At 42.5% G+C, this 18,270-nt stretch carries 14 protein-coding genes; 5 read left to right on the forward strand and 9 right to left on the reverse strand.

Features of this window, described 5'->3' with window-relative positions:
• Window positions 1–5 precede the first annotated feature (5 nt).
• Window positions 6–764: a LiaF transmembrane domain-containing protein gene (locus PDL71_RS16525; RefSeq protein ID WP_407523099.1), complete on the reverse strand. Its 759-nt coding sequence runs from the start codon at window positions 762–764 to the stop codon at window positions 6–8.
• Between the two features lie 201 nt (window positions 765–965).
• On the opposite strand from PDL71_RS16525, the gene PDL71_RS16530 reads away from it, so the two are divergent.
• Window positions 966–2,519, forward strand: a complete 1,554-nt coding sequence (locus PDL71_RS16530; RefSeq protein WP_407523102.1) for a peptide ligase PGM1-related protein — start codon at window positions 966–968, stop codon at window positions 2,517–2,519.
• Between the two features lie 8 nt (window positions 2,520–2,527).
• Here the strand turns inward: PDL71_RS16530 and PDL71_RS16535 are convergent, their stop codons facing one another.
• Entirely contained in the window at window positions 2,528–3,901 is a 1,374-nt protein-coding gene (locus tag PDL71_RS16535) for a M20/M25/M40 family metallo-hydrolase (RefSeq protein ID WP_407523105.1), read from the reverse strand.
• A 108-nt stretch (window positions 3,902–4,009) separates the two neighbouring features.
• Between PDL71_RS16535 and bshA the strand changes: the two genes are divergently transcribed.
• Window positions 4,010–5,146 carry an N-acetyl-alpha-D-glucosaminyl L-malate synthase BshA gene (gene bshA / locus PDL71_RS16540; RefSeq protein ID WP_407523107.1) on the forward strand — a complete coding sequence of 379 codons (1,137 nt, stop codon included), beginning with the start codon at window positions 4,010–4,012 and terminating at the stop codon, window positions 5,144–5,146.
• Here the strand turns inward: bshA and PDL71_RS16545 are convergent.
• The 6 genes from PDL71_RS16545 to porU form a co-directional block, all read right to left on the reverse strand.
• The gene (locus PDL71_RS16545; RefSeq protein WP_407523110.1) at window positions 5,132–6,457 is read right to left on the reverse strand and encodes a murein hydrolase activator EnvC family protein; all 1,326 of its coding nucleotides are present in this window, start codon (window positions 6,455–6,457) and stop codon (window positions 5,132–5,134) included. The two genes, bshA and PDL71_RS16545, sit on opposite strands and share 15 nt — an antisense overlap.
• Window positions 6,458–6,525: 68 nt before the next feature.
• Window positions 6,526–7,338 (reverse strand): DUF4292 domain-containing protein, encoded by an 813-nt coding sequence (locus PDL71_RS16550; protein ID WP_407523113.1) that lies wholly within the window; start codon window positions 7,336–7,338, stop codon window positions 6,526–6,528.
• A 14-nt stretch (window positions 7,339–7,352) separates the two neighbouring features.
• Window positions 7,353–7,787 carry a dUTP diphosphatase gene (dut, locus tag PDL71_RS16555; RefSeq protein ID WP_407523115.1) on the reverse strand — a complete coding sequence of 145 codons (435 nt, stop codon included), beginning with the start codon at window positions 7,785–7,787 and terminating at the stop codon, window positions 7,353–7,355.
• Window positions 7,788–7,792: 5 nt separating this feature from the next.
• Window positions 7,793–8,269 (reverse strand): 2-C-methyl-D-erythritol 2,4-cyclodiphosphate synthase, encoded by a 477-nt coding sequence (gene ispF, locus PDL71_RS16560; RefSeq protein ID WP_407523118.1) that lies wholly within the window; start codon window positions 8,267–8,269, stop codon window positions 7,793–7,795.
• Window positions 8,270–8,344: 75 nt separating this feature from the next.
• A complete protein-coding gene (porV, locus tag PDL71_RS16565) occupies window positions 8,345–9,493 on the reverse strand; it encodes a type IX secretion system outer membrane channel protein PorV (RefSeq protein ID WP_407523121.1) in 1,149 nt (382 codons plus the stop codon).
• A gap of 65 nt (window positions 9,494–9,558) precedes the next feature.
• Window positions 9,559–12,975, reverse strand: coding sequence for a type IX secretion system sortase PorU (gene porU, locus PDL71_RS16570; protein ID WP_407523123.1), 3,417 nt, complete (start codon window positions 12,973–12,975; stop codon window positions 9,559–9,561).
• A 154-nt stretch (window positions 12,976–13,129) separates the two neighbouring features.
• On the opposite strand from porU, the gene PDL71_RS16575 reads away from it, so the two are divergent.
• Window positions 13,130–14,686, forward strand: coding sequence for an SUMF1/EgtB/PvdO family nonheme iron enzyme (locus tag PDL71_RS16575; RefSeq protein WP_407523125.1), 1,557 nt, complete (start codon window positions 13,130–13,132; stop codon window positions 14,684–14,686).
• Window positions 14,687–14,982: 296 nt separating this feature from the next.
• On the opposite strand, the gene PDL71_RS16580 is transcribed toward PDL71_RS16575, so the two are convergent.
• The gene (locus PDL71_RS16580; RefSeq protein ID WP_407523127.1) at window positions 14,983–15,609 is read right to left on the reverse strand and encodes a hypothetical protein; all 627 of its coding nucleotides are present in this window, start codon (window positions 15,607–15,609) and stop codon (window positions 14,983–14,985) included.
• 115 nt (window positions 15,610–15,724) lie between these two features.
• Here PDL71_RS16580 and murF point away from each other — a divergent pair, with 115 nt between their 5' ends.
• A complete protein-coding gene (gene murF, locus PDL71_RS16585) occupies window positions 15,725–17,005 on the forward strand; it encodes a UDP-N-acetylmuramoyl-tripeptide--D-alanyl-D-alanine ligase (RefSeq protein WP_407523130.1) in 1,281 nt (426 codons plus the stop codon).
• A 142-nt stretch (window positions 17,006–17,147) separates the two neighbouring features.
• A complete protein-coding gene (locus PDL71_RS16590) occupies window positions 17,148–18,227 on the forward strand; it encodes a T9SS type A sorting domain-containing protein (protein WP_407523132.1) in 1,080 nt (359 codons plus the stop codon).
• Window positions 18,228–18,270 lie beyond the last annotated feature (43 nt).

The raw sequence follows: 18,270 nt of genomic DNA on the forward strand, positions 1-18,270 counted from the left end.
AGTACTTAACGGCTTTTAATATCAATACCGCCAAACAAAACAAATCCTTCAATCATCAACACTTTATCCGTTTGTACAGCAGCCGGATCTCTGCGTTTATCTTCAATAGCACCCAGTATGGCTGCTGCTTCGCTCTTGATTTGCCAATGAGCCGGTACAATCAAGGTAGTTCCGCCAAATACATTTACAATCTCCAGTTTAGCAACACCTGTAAAGTCAGCGTACATCAGGTTGATTTCTGTACCACCGAAAATTGATACCACTTCTCCCCCTTTAAAATTTTTGGAGTAGATATTTTTTTTCACAGAACCGAAAATTGCTGCGGCATCCACCACTGTTTCATTTTCGTTGCCGGTTGTTGCTGAAGCGTTTGCATCAGCAGCAATAGGTTCAGGCGTGATGATTGTTTCAGGTTCTGATTCTTTTTTTCTGCTCTTGCCTTTACTTAATAAAACAGAAAGTCCAATACCAAAAATCAACAGTGGCCAGAAAAAATCGCCAAGATCAAATTCTTTTAATTGTCTGTTCAAGAGAAAAAAACCGCCGATACCCACCAATACCCACCATCCGTTATTCCGGAAGCCTTCCCGCAAACCTAAATACAGACCAATAACAATTAAAATCATGGGCCATGTAAATAAAAAGGAAGGAAACCAAAAACCAAGATTTCTTAAAAGCAGTAAAACGGCTGCACCAATTATAAATACACCTAAGAGTACACGATCATTCAATACTCCGCCTTTCTTTTTTGTTTGTTCGTTCATATTCTTTTCGTTTAATAATGCAAACCTACTGCTGCTTCTTTCTTCAGACAATAGAAGAGCGGCATACAAATGCTGCCCGTCGGTAAACAACAGGTTTTTATCGGTAAAAATGCAGGGGCAGTTACAACTACCTGCATCAGTGGTGCTGATGATGTGCATCATCAACTTACAAAAAACCTTGTTTTACTTTTCTAACTTCTTATGGGTACGGACAGCGTTCAGCAAATTCAGGGGTTTTCAACTGATGTTCAGGCTACGCCTGCGCAGGAGAAACTTATTTTCCATCAACTGCAATCCCAGTTTGTAGAACAGTTCCAAACCACTTTTCCTGATAAACTTGCGGAACGTACTGTAATTGTTGTACCCAGTCTTACACTGGACCAGGAAATTCTTTCTAAGATCAAAGGACATTTTTATTATGAGGAACGTTTGTTGTGCATGCTTATGCTCCTGCGTATGCCACGCACACATGTCGTTTATCTCACCAGTGTACCTGTTGATCCGGGTATTATTGATTACTATCTGCATCTGTTGCCGGGTATTACCGGAGAGCATGCCAAACAACGTTTAACATTACTTAGTTGTTATGATGCTTCCTCCCGTTCGCTCACAGAGAAAATACTGGAACGGCCCCGTCTTATGAAACGCATTCAGGAACACATACTGCCGCACCGCCCCGCTCATATCACCTGTTTTAATGTTACAAGGTATGAACGAACACTGGCTGTAAAACTTAACCTTCCTATTTATGGTTGCGATCCGGATCTTGCCTTCCTGGGAACAAAGAGTGCAGCCCGTAAGCTTTTTAAAAAATGCGGTGTTATTGTACCGGATGGTTTTGAAGATGTAACCTCCCGCCGGGAAGTAGTGGATTGCTTAACTCAATTAAAATACAAGTACCCTGCGTTGCGGAAAGCGGTGATAAAAATGAATGACGGTTTTAGTGGAGAAGGTAATGCAGTCTTTAATTACAAAGAAGCTCCGTTAGATGAAACACTGCATGCATGGATTACAGCCCACCTGTTCAGCAACCTGAGTATTGTGGCTGATAACCTGGATGCTGAACGTTTTTTTGAAAAATTTGAATGGATGGAAGGAATTGTAGAAGTGTTTTTAGAAGGCGAAGAAAAAGCTTCTCCCTCCGTACAATGCCGTATTAACCCTGCCGGTAAAATTGATGTGCTATCCACACATGACCAGGTGCTGGGCGGTGAAGATGGGCAGGTGTTTTTAGGTGCACGCTTTCCTGCTAATAAAGATTATGCAGCAGAAATAGGCAGTTATGGTGTAATTGTTTCAGAAGCATTACAGCACTTAGGGGTGCTGGGTCGCTTCGGAATTGATTTTATGAGTATTCAGGAAGAAGGCGTATGGAAACATTATGCTATTGAAATAAACCTGCGTAAAGGAGGCACTACACATCCTTACCTCATGCTTCAGTTTTTAACAGAAGGCGATTATGATGCAGCTACCGGAAACTACTATATGAAAGATGGCAAGCAACGATATTATTTTGCAACGGACAATCTGCAGCATGAATGTTTCAGAGGTTTAACACCTTATGATCTTATTGATATTGCCATGTGCAATGGTCTGCATTACAGCAATGCCACAGAGGAAGGAGTTATGTTTCATCTCATTACCACACTTTCACAATACGGCAAAGTAGGACTGGTGGCTATTGGCAGCAGCCCGGAGCGTGCCAAAGACTGGCATGATGAGGTGATTAAAGTATTGTTGAGAGAATGCAGGTAAACTGCCCCTTACAACCCATATTGATCCACTACGTACAAAAGCAACACCATATTCAACGCACCCAGTTCCAGTTCTCTCTTGCTCACCCATTCAAACGTATCATTGGCTGCATGATGATGATCAAAGTAACGTTGTGAATCAGGACGGAAACCGCACAACAAAGTACCCAACGGACGAAGCGGACCGATATCGGCACCACCACCACCTTCACTAAACTCATACACACCATAAGGTTTGAAAAGTGGTACCCAGTTACGTAATCTTGTTAATGTATCTCCACCTATGGAAAAACCGAATGCTCTTGGTGTAAAACCACCGGCATCACTCTCCAGTGCAAAGATGAATTTCTTATTCTCCGCTTTCGCCACTTCTGCATATTTACGACCACCACGCAATCCGTTTTCTTCATTCATAAACATCACAACACGAATGGTTCTTTTGGGTTTAATACCTGATTTCTTATACACGTTAATCACTTCCATACTCTGTACACAACCGGCACCATCATCATGAGCACCTTCTGCAAGATCCCATGAATCCAGGTGACCTCCTACAGTAATTACTTCATCAGGAAATTCAGTACCTCTTATTTCACCAACTACATTATAACTCTGTACATCAGGCAACATTTCACATTCTGTACGGAAATACAATTGCAATCCGTTTTTCTTTTTCAACTCATTGCTTACATACTCAGCGTGTCTTGTAGAAACTGCAATAGCCGGAATTTTTGGAAATGAATCATTATACGTAGTGGCACCTGTGTGCGGAAAATCATCAATATTACTGGCGAGTGAACGAACCATTACTCCAAGTGCTCCGTATTTAGCCGCCATGCTGGGACCCCGACCACGAAACTGTCCTGCTTCACCGTATGCACGGAAGGTTTCAATATAAGTTGGGTTCATCGGGAAATTATAAAACACAATTTTACCTTTTACCCCTTTCTCACCCAAACTATCCAGTTGCTTAAAAGAACGCACTTCAATCACTTCAGCTTTAATGCCCGCTTTACCGGTACCCACACTATTGCCCAGGGCACATACATTCAATGGAATGGATTGACCACCTGCATTCACCAATACTGCATTTTCTTTTGCACCACGTACCCAATGCGGCACCATGCAAGGTTGCAGGTAAACCGTATCAGCTCCCATTTCTTTCATCATCCTTAAGGTTTCTTTTACTGCTTTTTCAGCCTGTGGCGATCCGCTCAGGCGTGGCCCTACCTGTTTGCATAAGAAACGGAGATTTTCATATGCTTTTCCGTTGCTCAAAACAAGGTCGGCTATTCGTTTGAACATTAAAGAGTCTTTACTTGTTTGTGAATGCAGTTGCCCAGCAACGAAGAGACTGATGAGAAAAATGAAAACAATACGCATGATGAATGTTTTGTGAATTGTTACAAACCTACTTAAAGCAGGATTAATGGCAATGGATAAAAAAGGGCAGTGAATTTAAAATCCTAACTTCGTTTATTATTCTATAATATGAAAATCGGAATTGTTTGCTATCCCACTTTCGGCGGAAGCGGTGTTTTGGCCACAGAACTTGGAAAAGCCCTGGCAGAAAAAGGACACGCTGTTCACTTTATTACCTACCAGCAGCCGGTTCGTTTGAGCGGCTTTTTTACCAATATATTTTATCATGAAGTAAGGGTGCCGCATTACCCTTTGTTTGATTATCCGCCTTATGAAACCACACTGGCCAGCACCATGGTGGATGTGGTGCTCAATAATGATCTTGACTTACTGCATGTGCACTATGCCATCCCTCATGCATCTGCTGCCTATATGGCCAAGCAGATTTTAAAGAAGAAAGGAAAAGATATTCCGGTGATTACAACCTTGCATGGTACTGATATAACATTAGTGGGAAAAGATAAAACCTTTGAGCCGGTGGTAACTTTTTCCATCAATGAAAGTGATGCGATTACGGCGGTTTCAGAAAATCTCAAAAAAGAAACCTATCATAATTTTTCTGTTGAAAAGGAAATTGAAGTGATTTACAATTTTGTGGATGTAGAACGGTTTTCCAAAAAACCGCTGGATGCATTCAGAAAAGTATTGGCGCCTAATGGTGAAAAAATCATTGCCCATGCCTCTAACTTCCGTAAAGTAAAACGGGTAAATGATGTGATCCGGATTTTTCATGAAATCAATAAAGCCATTCCCAGCAAATTACTGATGGTGGGCGATGGACCAGACAGGCCCGATGCAGAAGAGCTTTGCCGTGAATTGAATTTGTGTGATGAAATCCGTTTCCTTGGTAAGCAACAGGAAATGGAAGAAATTCTTGCCATCTCTGATCTGTTTGTACTTACTTCTGAATATGAAAGTTTTGGATTATCAGCGCTTGAAGCCATGGCAGCAGGTGTGCCTGTACTTTCTACCAATGCAGGTGGTTTGCCTGAAATCAATCTGCATGGACAAACCGGTTATATGGCCAATGTGGGTGATATTAAAGCACTGAGCAAACTGGGTATTGATTTGTTGAAGGATGAAACAGAATTAGCAAGTTTCAAACAGCATGCAAAAGAACATGCGGCGCAGTTTGCCATTCATCGTATTGTACCGAAGTATGAAGAGTTATACGAACGGTTTGTACCCGCATCAACGACTGCGTAACCAACCTGTAGGATTGATGAATTGAAGTTCTCTTGCAAGAATAAAATTCAACTCTCCGTCACCATCGAGGTTTTCGCCTACTCTTCCTATTAATTGTCCCGTTTTTACCTGCTGACCTTTTGATACGGTTGCAGATGCAAGATTGCTGTAAGTAGTAAAATATTTTCCGTGCTTAATAGTAACAGCAGTCATTCCGCCCACATCATACACACTCATTACTTCTCCGTCAAAACAAGCTTTTACAGATGTACCAACAGGTGAAGTGATAGTGATAAAATCCTGTTGATATTTGACTGAAGTACCCGGTACTGTGTTTGTACCAAAGTTGCCGGAGATATAACCATTATCTACCGGAAAAGGCAACCGACCTTTATTGCTTTCAAAGCTGGCACCCAAAGCAATATCTTCTTTATTATACTCCAGGTAACTGGCCGGCTTTTTGGTTTCTTCTTTTTTTACAACGGTGGTTTTATTGGTAGTTGCAGCATTCGTATTAGGCGTGGTAACAGTTGTATTATTCTTTGCTTCCTCTTTTATTTTTGCTTCTTCGGCTTTCGCTTTGGCTGCCGCTTCTTTTCTTGCATTGGCAATTTCCCTGTTAATTACAGCAGTGATGGATGCCTGTAATTGTTGCGCCTGTTTCTTTTTAGCTGCAAGTGTTTTATTGATTTCTTTTTCCTTCTTTTTGATTTCATCTACCACAGCAGCCTGCTCGTTTTTATCTTTTACCAGCTCGCCCATTTCTTTGGTTTGTTCACCCAGCACCTGTGTTTTTTCTTTTTTGTTGTTGGTAAGCTCTACAATTTTTTCTTTATACAGTTTTTCTGTTTTTACAATGGCATCTAATTGCTGAGAGCGGTAGTTGCGGTAAGCACGCATGTATGAAATACGCCGGATGGCATCATTAAAATCACTGGCTGAAAAAAGGAAGTTGAGGAAATCATAACTGCTGCGGTTCTTGTAAGCATACACTACATTCTGTGCATAGTTCATCTTTAGTGTATCAAGATCTTTCTGCAGGCGACGCATTTCCTTATAGGAATTATTAATGTTTTGATTAATCACATTAACCTGTTTGTTGATATCGCCGATGATTTTATTACGCAGTTGCAGTTTCCGTTGTATTACTGCCAATTGACCAAGACTGGCCTTTTTGTTTTTTTTGATTTCGTTATACTGGTTGGTTAAGATGTCAATCTCTTTCTGTGTTTCTCTTTTTTTACGTTCCAGTTCGGCACGCTCATTAGGCTGCTGGGCAGTTGCAGATAATTGTATAGCTAAAAAGAGAACAAAGGCCAGTAAACGCTGCATAGGCTTGGGTTTAGTTACAAAAATAAGGCTTCCCTAGGAGAACGGCACCTGCAGTAAAATCGTATGCCTTATTGTATTCTTTTGAATTTTTTAGGAACTGTAAAAGGAAAACTCAGCTCTTCATTAAACCTGTAATCTTTAAACTTGAGCTGGATGTCCATTTTATTCTGCTGCGATAAAAACAATTCCCTGTAAGTAGAAAATACAAAACCGCTTTTTGTTTCATATTCAAAATAACTGAGATCAGCTGTTCTGTTACGCATTACATCTTTATCATCCAGTTTGCTTTTTTCAAAATTATAGCTGTTACTGAAGGACAAAAGATTTTTAAAAACATCGCCGGAACTGAGCAGGGTGTATCCTTTTTCTGTACGATTATACGCCACTACACTGTCCCTGTTAAAAAAAACAGGATTACCTACCAGCAGTTCCTGTAAATCAGTAAACGAAAACGGAATCTGTGCAATGTCCTGCAGACTTGTTAATGGTTTTACCTGGTAGGTATTGGCCAGTTTATCCATCACACGGATGCTGTCTTTATTTATGAGCACCCGAAAACCTTCAATACCAATATCATTACTGATGGAAATCCAGATGATGCTGTCTTTACGCATGCGTATATTGGCTACAAAGTCAGGCTGCTTTCCTTTACTGTTGAAGTAATCAACTTTTATTTTGGCAGCAAAGGTTTTGTATTCAATCGGTTTATAACCGTTAAACACATTTGCTATCAACTTGAGAGTGTCTTCATGTGTGGGCGTATCTACAGGAATAACTACAGCAACTGTATCTTTTTTCTCAATAGCCTTCTGAATGTTTTTGGTAGAGCGGCATGCAAAGAGCAACAATGCCATACAACCGGTAAAAATGAATACTCTCATGTGTTTAACTATGTTTAATGTTTGCCGGTACTGCCAAAGCCCCCGGTACTACGTCCTGAATCCTGCAACTGCTCAACCGGTTCCCAGCTTACCTGTTCTACTTTCTGAAACACCATCTGTGCAATACGCTCACCGCTTTGCACCACTTGCGTTTCTGTACTGAGGTTAATTAAAATAATTTTCACTTCACCCCTGTAATCAGCATCAATAGTGCCGGGTGTATTTAAACAGGTAATACCCTGCTTAATGGCCAGCCCGCTTCTTGGACGTATCTGCGCCTCATAACCTTGCGGTATTTCTAAAAACAAACCCGTAGGAATCAGGGTACGTTCCATCGGCTTCAGTTCCACCGGCACTTGTAAAAAAGCACGGATGTCCATACCACTGGAGCCTGTGGTTGCATACTCCGGTAAGGGGTTATTGGAATGATTGATAATTCTGATCTTCATGCATTTTATTTTTCAAGCAATACAGTAGCCTGTGCCATCAATCCTTCTTCTCTTCCCACAAAACCCATTTGTTCGGTAGTGGTAGCTTTTACGGATACATCAGTTACTTCAATTTCAAGAATGGAAGCGATGGCTTGCTGCATCTGAGCAATATAGGGTTTGATTTTGGGCGCCTGTAAAGAAAGGGTACTGTCTACATTAATCACCCGGTAGCCACGCTCTTTGATAAGGTCATAACTCCGTTGCAGTAATATGCGGCTGTCAATATTTTTAAACTCAGCAGAAGTATCCGGAAAATGAGTGCCGATATCACCCAATGCCAAAGCTCCGAGCAGGGCATCGCACACAGCATGCAGCAATACATCAGCATCGCTATGACCAACCGCTCCTTTATGATGCGGTATTTCTACACCGCCAATAAATAATTTTCTGCCTTCTGCCAGTTGATGATAGTCAATGCCCGATCCGATTCTCAATCCCATATACCTGTATTTATGCAAAAAAGCGAAGGTAACGTACCTCCGCTTTCTGCAAAACGTTTTTATGAATTGATTTTGTTATTCATCTCCATCACCACCTAAATCAAACAACAATGAAAAACGGGTGGTGTTGCTCAACGGGTTACGGTTGATACCCTGACCGGTAGGTACAAGGTATGAAAAGTTAAACCCGAGCTTATTGTACTTGATACCGGCACCCAAACTAAAGAAACGGCGGTTACCCTTTGTTTTATCTTCATAAAAATAACCGGCACGGGCAAAAAACAAATCATTGTAAGAATACTCAGCACCTACTGAAACCTGGAACTCTCTCATTTCTTCACCAAAACCACCGGGAGCATCTCCAAAAGAAGAAAACCAGCTTCCTACCACATTCTTGTTGCGGTATGCGGCTATTTCTTCAGGTGTGCGTACACGACCGGGAGGTGTTGGCACCATCAGTTTATTGATATCCATTCCAAAACTGAGTTTGCTGGTTTCATCAATTACTGCATGATACATCACACCTAAACCAAGATTAGCAGGGATATAATCTTTTGCATTTGCATCCTGTGTATACGTAATCTTGCTGCCCAGGTTGCTCATTACGGCACCGGCAGTTAAACCTTTGCCTGTTTCATTACGGCCATCATAAAAGAATGAAAGATCACCGGCAACAGCAGTACCGGGCTTTAAAGGCGTACCCTGGAACGTACCGTTACCAAGGTTGGAGTAAATAAAACGGAGGGCAACGCCCACACCTATTTTATCACTTAAGCGGCGGCTGTAGCCTGCATCAAAAGCCCACTCACGGGGTGTGAAGCGTTGCAGATCGTTACCGGCAAAATCTGTAAACTGAATATTACCAAGACTGAAGTAACGGAGTGATCCTGAAAGCGCCTGGTCTTCTGTAATCTGGTGATAACCGGCAGCAGAAATAAGATACACATCATTCAAACCCAGGTCTTTTAACCAGGGAGTATAAGTTACAGCAATCGCTGATTTTTGAGTGGCAAAAGGAATCTTAGCCTGGTTCCAGAAAGAAGCGTTGGCATCAGGCGTAGAGGCAATTCCCACATCGCCCATACCGCCTGCACGGGCATCCGGTGAAATACGTAACATGGGAACTGCGGTTGTAACCACATTGATGGAATCCTGTGCAAAGCCTGGGCTACTAAAAACGGAAAGGAAAAAACAACAGAAAAGCAGTTGGTTGATTTGTCTCATTAGCATATTTGATTTGGGCATAAAAATAGAAGAATTTAGATTTCAGCAATCAGCAGGGTACTTGTTTATAGTTTCACTAATTTTTGAAGGGCCGATTGCCTGTTACCGTTTGAATCTTTTACCTCCAGTTGGTAAATGTAGGTGCCACGCCCGATTTTGTTTCCAAAATCGTCTGTACCGTCCCAGTTCAACTCAAAAGAACGGTTTCCGGGGTTGTTTATTGTGCTGAAAATAGATTTCACCAGTTTTCCTGAAACAGTAAAAATGCGGAGCGTTACACGCAGGTCATCACCGGGCCGGTTATGCTCAAACATAAATGTAGTACTGGTAGTAAATGGGTTGGGATAGTTATACACCCGTTCCAGTTTCAACTCCCGGTCTTTTACCACCCTGAACTCCAGTTTATAATCGCTGCTGTTATTGGCCACATCCCATACTTTAATGGAAAGCTCATGCAATCCTTCTTCCAGTTTGGGCATTTGAAACCGTACTGTGCCACGTTGGTAGCTGTCAGCATCAGCCTCATAAAAATCATTCAGGATAAAAAAGCGGTTGTTACGGTCCAGCGTGGCAGTTATGTCGTGCCCGATTCCGGTACCAACCGTATTAATGCCGCTGGAATCAAACAGTTTCAGTACCAAAACAGGCTGCTCATTGGTAATACCACCGTTTACAAATTTCTCATCATTGAGAAATGCTTTTACCTGCGGACCTGTTTGATCAGTGAGTGGATTATTGGAGGCGCCACCTACAACAATAGTTGCTTCCGTACCATTACCATCAGTTAAACCATTTTCAGCATAATAACTGATTTTACCATTGCCGAACTGGTAGTTGATATCTTTCGGCACCACAAACGTATAGCTGAATTCCCCATTGGTCACTTTTGCTTTGCCTTTGAACACAACGTTGTTCTGCAGGGCAATATTCACCGGCAGACTACCCGGGTCATTGGCCAGTGTACGCACATTCAGCTCCTTATCATAAATAACAGGATACACATTTCCGTTAAAGGAGCTGAGCTTGATACCATTCCTGTCCGTTACTTCGCCTTTGATGGTGTAACGGTCTAATGCCTTGAGTGTATCGGTTGAAGGTGGCCTGTTATTGATAAGGGTGGTACGTACTTTCTGCTCGGGAAAAGCAATACGTACAGCAGGATCACCGAGCAAAGTAAACTTGCGGTTGTTAATGATATCACCAAAGTTGGTATAGGTAACGTTCTTGGTCAGGCGAACAGCATCTCCCAGAGCCGGGTACACACCGTTAGCATCCGGTGTAAGCGCCTGCTGAAAATAATTACTGTTGATGATGCGGTTGCTGAAGGCAAATACAACACGGGTAGTGGTCATTAATGCAATAGCGCCTGTACGTTCCCGTAATAGAATATTTTCTCCGATTGATGTAATGGTGGGATTATCATAAGGTGCAAAATCGCAGGTGGCTGTGATAAATAAAGGCAACTTATCAGGATTACTCCAACTGTTGACCATTTCCTGGTCCAGGATAGCTTCTTCTGCCAGTCTTCTGAAACCACCATGACCACTGTAATTCCAGATCAATGTTCCCGAAAAAATCCGGTTGTTGATGGCCTGGTTTACATCGGGATAACGGCTGCCGCCACTACCACTTTGCTGGCGAAAGGCATCGAGATAAATCTTATTCGTTTGAAACAGGTTTTTACTTTTGATAATGGAGGCGTGCAGCTCCGCATCATCCTGGTGCAGGTTATTATCTTCATCATCGGCTACCAATGTAATTTCATTACGCCAGGGTCCCATTGCTTCTTTTGTATGATAGCGGATGATTTTGTCCACTGCATTTTTAGCTTCTGCAGCCGTACGGGCAGGTATGCGTCCTATGCCGATGTCAAGCAAAGGTGCCGGGAAAAAAGAAGTCACATTATCTGCATCATCCAATAAACCAAAGAAATCATCAGACGTATAAGTTTGTAAAGGATCCAGTGAGGCATCACTTTCATAACAAGGCACCAGGTTGGTATTGCCTGCTGTTCGGTCTTTATAATCAAAGGAAGCATCCCCCATCAGGAGCAGGTAACGGGGCCGGTTGGCCGTAACAGTACCGGCTTTATCATAATACATTTTTACAAAATCACGAATGGCAGAAGGATCCGGCGTACCGGAGGCAAATTCATTGAATATCTGTTCGGTGGTAGCCACGAAGGTTGAGAGACCCCGCTGACGATGCCAGGCAGCCAGGCGTTGTGCTTCACTCAGTAATGAGCTATGGGTAACAATGAGGTATTGAACCGTTGTTGAATTGTGCAGGTCCTGGTTCGTAACCCTGCCAACTATTGAAGGCTTGGGTATGTTTTGATGATTTTGAAATGCGATGAATTCTTTCAACCGTTCGGTTGTTTGTGTAAACCTGAATTCACTTCCATTCAGATTTCCGGTTTGATTAGCGGGTGACAAAGGATTGGTAATATCCCAAATCATCACACCGTTTGTTGCTCCCTGTAACCTGAACTCAGTGCTATTACCGGGGCCTACCGTATTCCAATCCCTGAAGGATAATTGATCAACACCGTTTAAACTTAATTGCCGCTGCGGAAATAACTCAAACCAATTAAGCCAGCCCTGTGCGTTCACGCTGGTTGGCTGATACACATATTGTACAGAAAGCGCTGATTGGTTTACAGAAAAAGAAGCAGCATTTTCATTCACAATAGCAGCAGGGTCATAAATACCTGTGCCAATGGGATTGATGCTCTGAAGCAAAACGTTATTATTGTTCACCCGTACGGAAAAGCTGCTGCTGCTGCCGGTACTCCTTGCCAGCACCTGCGAAACTATATTAACCGGGCTGCCTGTAACGAGGTTGGGAAAATTAATCGTAAATGTTTTGGTTAAACTGCGTCCCGGCGCATTGCTGAATTCTTCTCCAAACCACTCCTTACCGCTTTTTAAAAAATTAAGACTGTCCAGTTCATAAAAATACCGGTCTCTGAAAACAGAAACCTGTCCATTGGGCAAAGCACTTATGGATTGATTGGATATTCGTAACCCGTTGCCTGCCGCACCTACTGTAAGAAAATAATAAGACTCAGATGCATAGAGATTTTTACGATGCCGGAATGTTTGATTGGCGGAGTCTTTTACCCAGCCATCAGGGCCGGGTGCATAAAATAAAAAATAATCAGTGCCATTAAATACCCCATCGCCGCCATCTACCATCCAAATGGCATTTTCAGCCAGATCATCATGACGAAAAACGGCATTGGCTTCGGGTAACATTTGCCCGCCATTTCCATACAAACGAATAGAGTTGCTTGAGATAGAAGTTGAAGTAATGCCCAGGGATTGCAGTAAAGGCAAATCCACTTTATAGATACCGGCTGTTTTAATGGCCAGTTTGTACCAGCTGCCCGTAGCCAGTACCGAACTGTTTTTATAGGTTCGCTGTGCCTGCGCCGGCAAGTAGAGGAACAGGGATATCAATAAAGCTAAAAAGCAGCGCATAATAAGGGATACCCTCAAAAGTAACTGAATTTTGGGCTGCAGATTTATTTTGATGAATAAAATGATTATGTTTGCTTTGCACCGGATTTTTAATACGGTGTTGAAATCCAATACAATAATTTTACAAGTCCCTCGTTAAACAAAAAACGAAAAGATGAAAAACCTTTTCCCACTGAAACTGACCGTATCCATTTTATGCGGCACCCTGTTGTTAGCCTCCTGTAAGAATGGAGGATTATTCAAGAAAAAGAAGTACGATAAGTCTACCAATACCGGATGGACCTATAATGATCCCAATGGTAGTGGCTTTCGTGTAGCCAAGGAAAAAGAGCAGGCCAAAGGCCCCGGTCTTGTATTTGTACAGGGCGGTACTTTTACCATGGGTGCAACGGAGGAAGATGTAATGCGTGACTGGAATAATATTCCCCGCCGTGTTACAGTTGCTTCTTTTTACATGGATGAAACAGAGGTAGCCAACGTACACTACCGTGAATATTTATTCTGGCTTAATAAAGTATTCCAGGATACAGCCATTACCAACCGTGCTTTACCTGATACACTGGTTTGGCGCAGTGAGTTGGCCTATAATGAGCCTTATGTGGAGTATTATTTCCGTCATCCTTCTTATAATAATTATCCTGTAGTAGGTGTAAGCTGGAAACAGGCTTATGATTATTGCTTATGGCGTACAGACAGGGTGAACGAAAACATTCTCTGGGATAAAAATATCGTAAACAAAAAAGCTGAAATACAAAAACAACTACAGGGCGGTGGCCAGGAGAACTTTAATACCAAGGCCTATTTGCTGGGTGAATACCAGGCAACTCCCGGTAAAGGTATCAGTACCTTCAAAGACCCTGTAACCAAGCAGGTTCCAACAAATATCAGTTTTGAAGAAGGTATCATCCTTCCTGATTACAGACTTCCTACAGAAGCTGAATGGGAATATGCTGCTTACGGTTATATCAACCAGAACCCTAACCCCCGCAAAAGCGAAAAACGCCGTGGTGAAGAGTTAACAGCCAACAAACAGGTATATCCGTGGAGCCAGAATGTAAATGGTTTGCGTGATGCACGTCATAGCACCTGGCAAGGTCAGTTCTTAGCCAACTTTAAAAGAGGTGCCGGTGATAATATGGGTGTGGCCGGTGGTTTGAACGACCGTTCTGCTATTCCGGGTCCTATCAAAGCTTTTTACCCCAATGGTTTTGGTTTGTATAATATGGCCGGTAATGTAAGTGAGTGGGTAGCGGATGTGTACCGTCCATTAAGTCCAACAGATGGTGATGATTTCAACTACTATCGTGGTAATAAATTCCAGCGTATGGATCTGAGCACCGGCAAACCGGAGAGAGATTCTATGGGCCGGGTTAAGTACCGTGATGAAACTGAAGATGAAGTAAAGAACCGCCGCAACTACCAGAAAGGTTATGCGATTGACTATCTTGATGGTGATTCCCTGAGCGGTGTTCAATATGGCTATTCTGTTACCACTTTAATTGGCGATAAGAGCCGTGTGTTAAAAGGTGGTAGCTGGAACGACCGTGCTTATTGGCTCAGTCCCGGTACCCGTCGTTTCCTTGAAGAAGATCAAAGCAGTTCTACCATTGGTTTCCGTTGTGCTATGACACGCTACGGCAGCCAGGAAGGAAACGGATTTAAAACCGGTAACTGGTTCCAGAAAAGAAAACAAAACAGCCGCAAACGCTGATAGAGGATATTGATAAAAGAATCCCTGTACAATTGTGCAGGGATTTTTTTTTCTCTCAACATTCCTAAGTGTATTGACAATAAATGGTAGTGATTGGTGCCGTTGTAAAAAGCCTCTCTTGTACCGCTATTCAGGCACTGTTGACAAATAAATATTATTGAATGTATCACCTGCTTAATAATTTCATTCATACCCTTAAGAATCATCCTTATTGCTTTATGTTACAGAAACTAACATAATAAAAGGAGCCGGATTCATAAGAACCCGGCTCCTTTACAAAAGAGATAAATGACTTATTAAAGTTCAAAACGAAGACCTGCGCCTAATGCAACTACATCAGCATTGGTCTTTACTTTATTTTCTGTAATACGTCCCCATGTTTTATCAAACGTCAATTCAAAACGAACACTTTTGGAGATTTTTAAATCTACGCCGATACCTGTAAATAACCCAAGACGGGTTTCATAAGCATCTACAAAACGCTGAGGGTTTGTTTTATAGGTTTCCTGTCCATTGTAGAAAATCAAACCAGGACCAACTCTTGTAATAAAGTTCACATCATGCTTGTCACTGATGGACAGAAAATTCTGAACAGCGAGTGATACCATTGATAAGCCTTCTTTTGATTCAAGTGCTACTCCATTGCTGGAACCTTCCGCTTTAGAACCAAAACGACTGTATATTACGGAGATAGCTGTTTTTTCAGTAAAACGATAGCCGATCTGAAGATTCGTGTTCATGCCGTTACGCAGATTTTTGTAATGCTTCTGGCCGGCGGCATCCAATTGAGGGGGGATCTGTGCGAGGCGTAAACCATAACCTGCACCTACCCTGATGAACAGGGCTGAGCCATCTTCTTTATCCTGGCTGATTGCAGTAATAGCAGGGAGAATAAGACCCAAAAAGAGTATTAATTTTCTCATAATAGTTTTTTTAGATGTGCGAAGATAAAGGATAAGCTCTTACAAAAAGCTTACAGTGATTTACAGTTTTTTTAAGGCCTCCCGCAGGAATAAACGGCTTCTTTATCTTTGACGCATGCAAACAGAACAACTCTACCGGCTTTTCCTCCAGCATCCTTCTGTACAAACAGATACCCGCCTGCTTCAACCCGGCGATTTGTTCTTTGCCTTAAAAGGTCCCAACTTTAACGGCAATCTTTTTGCAGGCCAGGCGCTTGAAAAGGGGGCAGCGGCTGTAATTGTGGATGAAGCCACCGGCATTGATTCTCCAAAGATTATCCGGGTAGATGATGCCTTAACTGCCCTGCAGCAACTGGCAAAACATCATCGCCTGCAATTCAAAATACCTTTTCTGGCTATAACAGGCAGCAACGGAAAAACCACCACCAAGGAACTGATTCATGCCGTTTTATCAACCCATTTTAAAACAAGTACCACGCAGGGAAATCTCAATAATCATATCGGCATACCACTTACTTTATTACGCATTCCCGCAGATGCAGAAATAGCCGTAATTGAAATGGGTGCCAATCACCAGGGTGAAATTGCTTCTTACTGCCAATATGTATTACCCACTTATGGACTCATTAATAATGTAGGTAAAGCCCACCTCGAAGGTTTTGGTGGTATTGAAGGTGTAAAAAAAGGTAAAGGCGAACTCTATGATTTTATACGTGCCGCCGGGGGCAGTATTTTCATGAATAATGATTACGATTATTTAAAAGATATGAGCCGGGGCATCACACTCTGCATCAGCTATGGCACTTCGGATGCCGATGTAACCGGGCATTTATTACAAAGTGACCCATTCCTGGCAGTTAGTATAGATAACAATCCGCAGCTCGCCCGTATTGATACTCATCTCGTGGGCGACTATAATCTACCCAATGTATTGGCAGCAGTAACGGTAGGTTTACATTTTGGAGTACCGGCTGAAAAAATCAAATCGGCTATTGAGTCGTACACACCCTCTAACAGCCGCTCCCAGCTTCTGGAATATAAAGGCAATAAAGTAGTGTTGGATGCTTATAATGCCAACCCCAGCAGTATGAAACTGGCCATTGAAAACTTTGCTAAACTCAACGCTCATCATAAAATATTAATGCTGGGCGCCATGGCCGAGCTGGGTGTGGAAAGCATTGCCGAACATGCTGCTATCGTTTCACTTTTACAGGAAACGAACTGGGATGCCGTGGTGCTGGTGGGCGGTGATTTCCTGAAACTCAATCATCCCTACCATTCCTTTGCGAATTCAGAAGAAGCAGGTAAATGGCTTCAGCAACAATCAGTTACAGACGCACACATTCTCATCAAAGGAAGCAGAAGTATGCGTATGGAAAAAATACTAGGCCAATAAATACAATTGCTTATAAAAAATACTATTTTTACACCCTCCCTCTCCGTATATCCTCCTGAAACATCAGTAATCCTTTTCTAAGAAATAAGCCGGAATACAATTCCTATGCAGAGCTATTTACACACAAAAAAAATAGTACTGTATGAAAAAAGTTTTACTCGTTTCGCTGTTTGTAACAGCATTTACCTCTTTGAGTTTCAGCCAAGGTATTAACTGGCCCTTCGCATTCTCCAAACCTACCTGCAGCAATATGCCCAATGCAGGAAGTAACTGTACCAAGTGGGTGGTGACTAACAATGGTGACTGGAATGATGGTTCTACCTGGAATGGTGGGACACTTCCCGGTCATATGGACATTGTTTGTATTCCTGCCGGCATGACGGTACAGGTAAACAATCCTACTTACAGCAATGGTGGTACCAATTGCCCTGTTGCCAATACAGCCGCTACTCCCACACTTTATGTATTTGTGTGCGGAACCATTGATTTTAAAGCCGGCGGTAAACTTTATACCGGCTGCGGTACAACTTTCAACGTGTTATCCGGTGGTAGAGTACTGGCTGCAAACGGTAACAGCGAATTGATTTCTATTTCCCCTACAGGTATTGTATGGGGTGGTTCTAACAACACTAACCTGGTTGGTCCTACCGCTTTAACTGCAACAGGTCAAGGTCCTTTGCCTGTAACGTTGGATAAGTTCAATGCAGATAATAAAGTTCCCGGCCAGATCCGTTTAACCTGGCTCACTTACCAGGAAATCAACTCACTGGAATTTGTAATTGAAAGAAGTGCTGATCTCAACAATTGGGAAGTACTGGGTTCTGTAGCTGCTGCCGGCAGTTCGGGCTCTGTTAAGAACTACAGCTTTACGGATGACCGTCCGATTAATGCTGCTGCGGTATTCTATCGTTTACGCCAGGTAGATGTGGATGGTAAGTTTGGCTATTCCGGTGTAGTGCGTGTAAGCAGCAAGGCAAAGATCAAGTTGTTGCTCTTCCCCAATCCTGTAGTAAACACTGTGAACGTACAGATTGGTGAAGGTATCCAGCGTAACCAACAGATCCAGATCTTCAGCACACAGGGTAAACTCATGAAAACAATTACTCCTACTTCCGGCAATCTTGTACAGATCAGTGTAGAAGGTATGCCTGTGGGCAGCTACTTCCTCCGTTTAGTGGAGAATGGTTCTACCCTGGAGCAGGTTGCTTTCATCAAACAATAAGCATTCAACTTTCTGCATAAAAAAATTCCGGCTGTATGGCCGG

This window comes from Lacibacter sp. MH-610 (assembly GCF_045780045.1).
Lineage (GTDB): Bacteria > Bacteroidota > Bacteroidia > Chitinophagales > Chitinophagaceae > Lacibacter.

Excerpts from the sequence above, each read along its gene's own strand:
- PDL71_RS16530 (WP_407523102.1), top strand. The coding sequence starts at position 966 with ATGGGTACGGACAGCGTTCAGCAAATTCAGGGGTTTTCAACTGATGTT.
- PDL71_RS16545 (WP_407523110.1), bottom strand. The coding sequence starts at position 6,457 with ATGCAGCGTTTACTGGCCTTTGTTCTCTTTTTAGCTATACAATTATCT.
- ispF (WP_407523118.1), bottom strand. The coding sequence starts at position 8,269 with ATGGGATTGAGAATCGGATCGGGCATTGACTATCATCAACTGGCAGAA.
- PDL71_RS16550 (WP_407523113.1), bottom strand. The coding sequence starts at position 7,338 with ATGAGAGTATTCATTTTTACCGGTTGTATGGCATTGTTGCTCTTTGCA.
- porV (WP_407523121.1), bottom strand. The coding sequence starts at position 9,493 with ATGAGACAAATCAACCAACTGCTTTTCTGTTGTTTTTTCCTTTCCGTT.
- PDL71_RS16525 (WP_407523099.1), bottom strand. The coding sequence starts at position 764 with ATGAACGAACAAACAAAAAAGAAAGGCGGAGTATTGAATGATCGTGTA.
- PDL71_RS16575 (WP_407523125.1), top strand. The coding sequence starts at position 13,130 with ATGAAAAACCTTTTCCCACTGAAACTGACCGTATCCATTTTATGCGGC.
- porU (WP_407523123.1), bottom strand. The coding sequence starts at position 12,975 with ATGCGCTGCTTTTTAGCTTTATTGATATCCCTGTTCCTCTACTTGCCG.
- murF (WP_407523130.1), top strand. The coding sequence starts at position 15,725 with ATGCAAACAGAACAACTCTACCGGCTTTTCCTCCAGCATCCTTCTGTA.
- PDL71_RS16590 (WP_407523132.1), top strand. The coding sequence starts at position 17,148 with ATGAAAAAAGTTTTACTCGTTTCGCTGTTTGTAACAGCATTTACCTCT.
- PDL71_RS16535 (WP_407523105.1), bottom strand. The coding sequence starts at position 3,901 with ATGCGTATTGTTTTCATTTTTCTCATCAGTCTCTTCGTTGCTGGGCAA.
- dut (WP_407523115.1), bottom strand. The coding sequence starts at position 7,787 with ATGAAGATCAGAATTATCAATCATTCCAATAACCCCTTACCGGAGTAT.
- bshA (WP_407523107.1), top strand. The coding sequence starts at position 4,010 with ATGAAAATCGGAATTGTTTGCTATCCCACTTTCGGCGGAAGCGGTGTT.
- PDL71_RS16580 (WP_407523127.1), bottom strand. The coding sequence starts at position 15,609 with ATGAGAAAATTAATACTCTTTTTGGGTCTTATTCTCCCTGCTATTACT.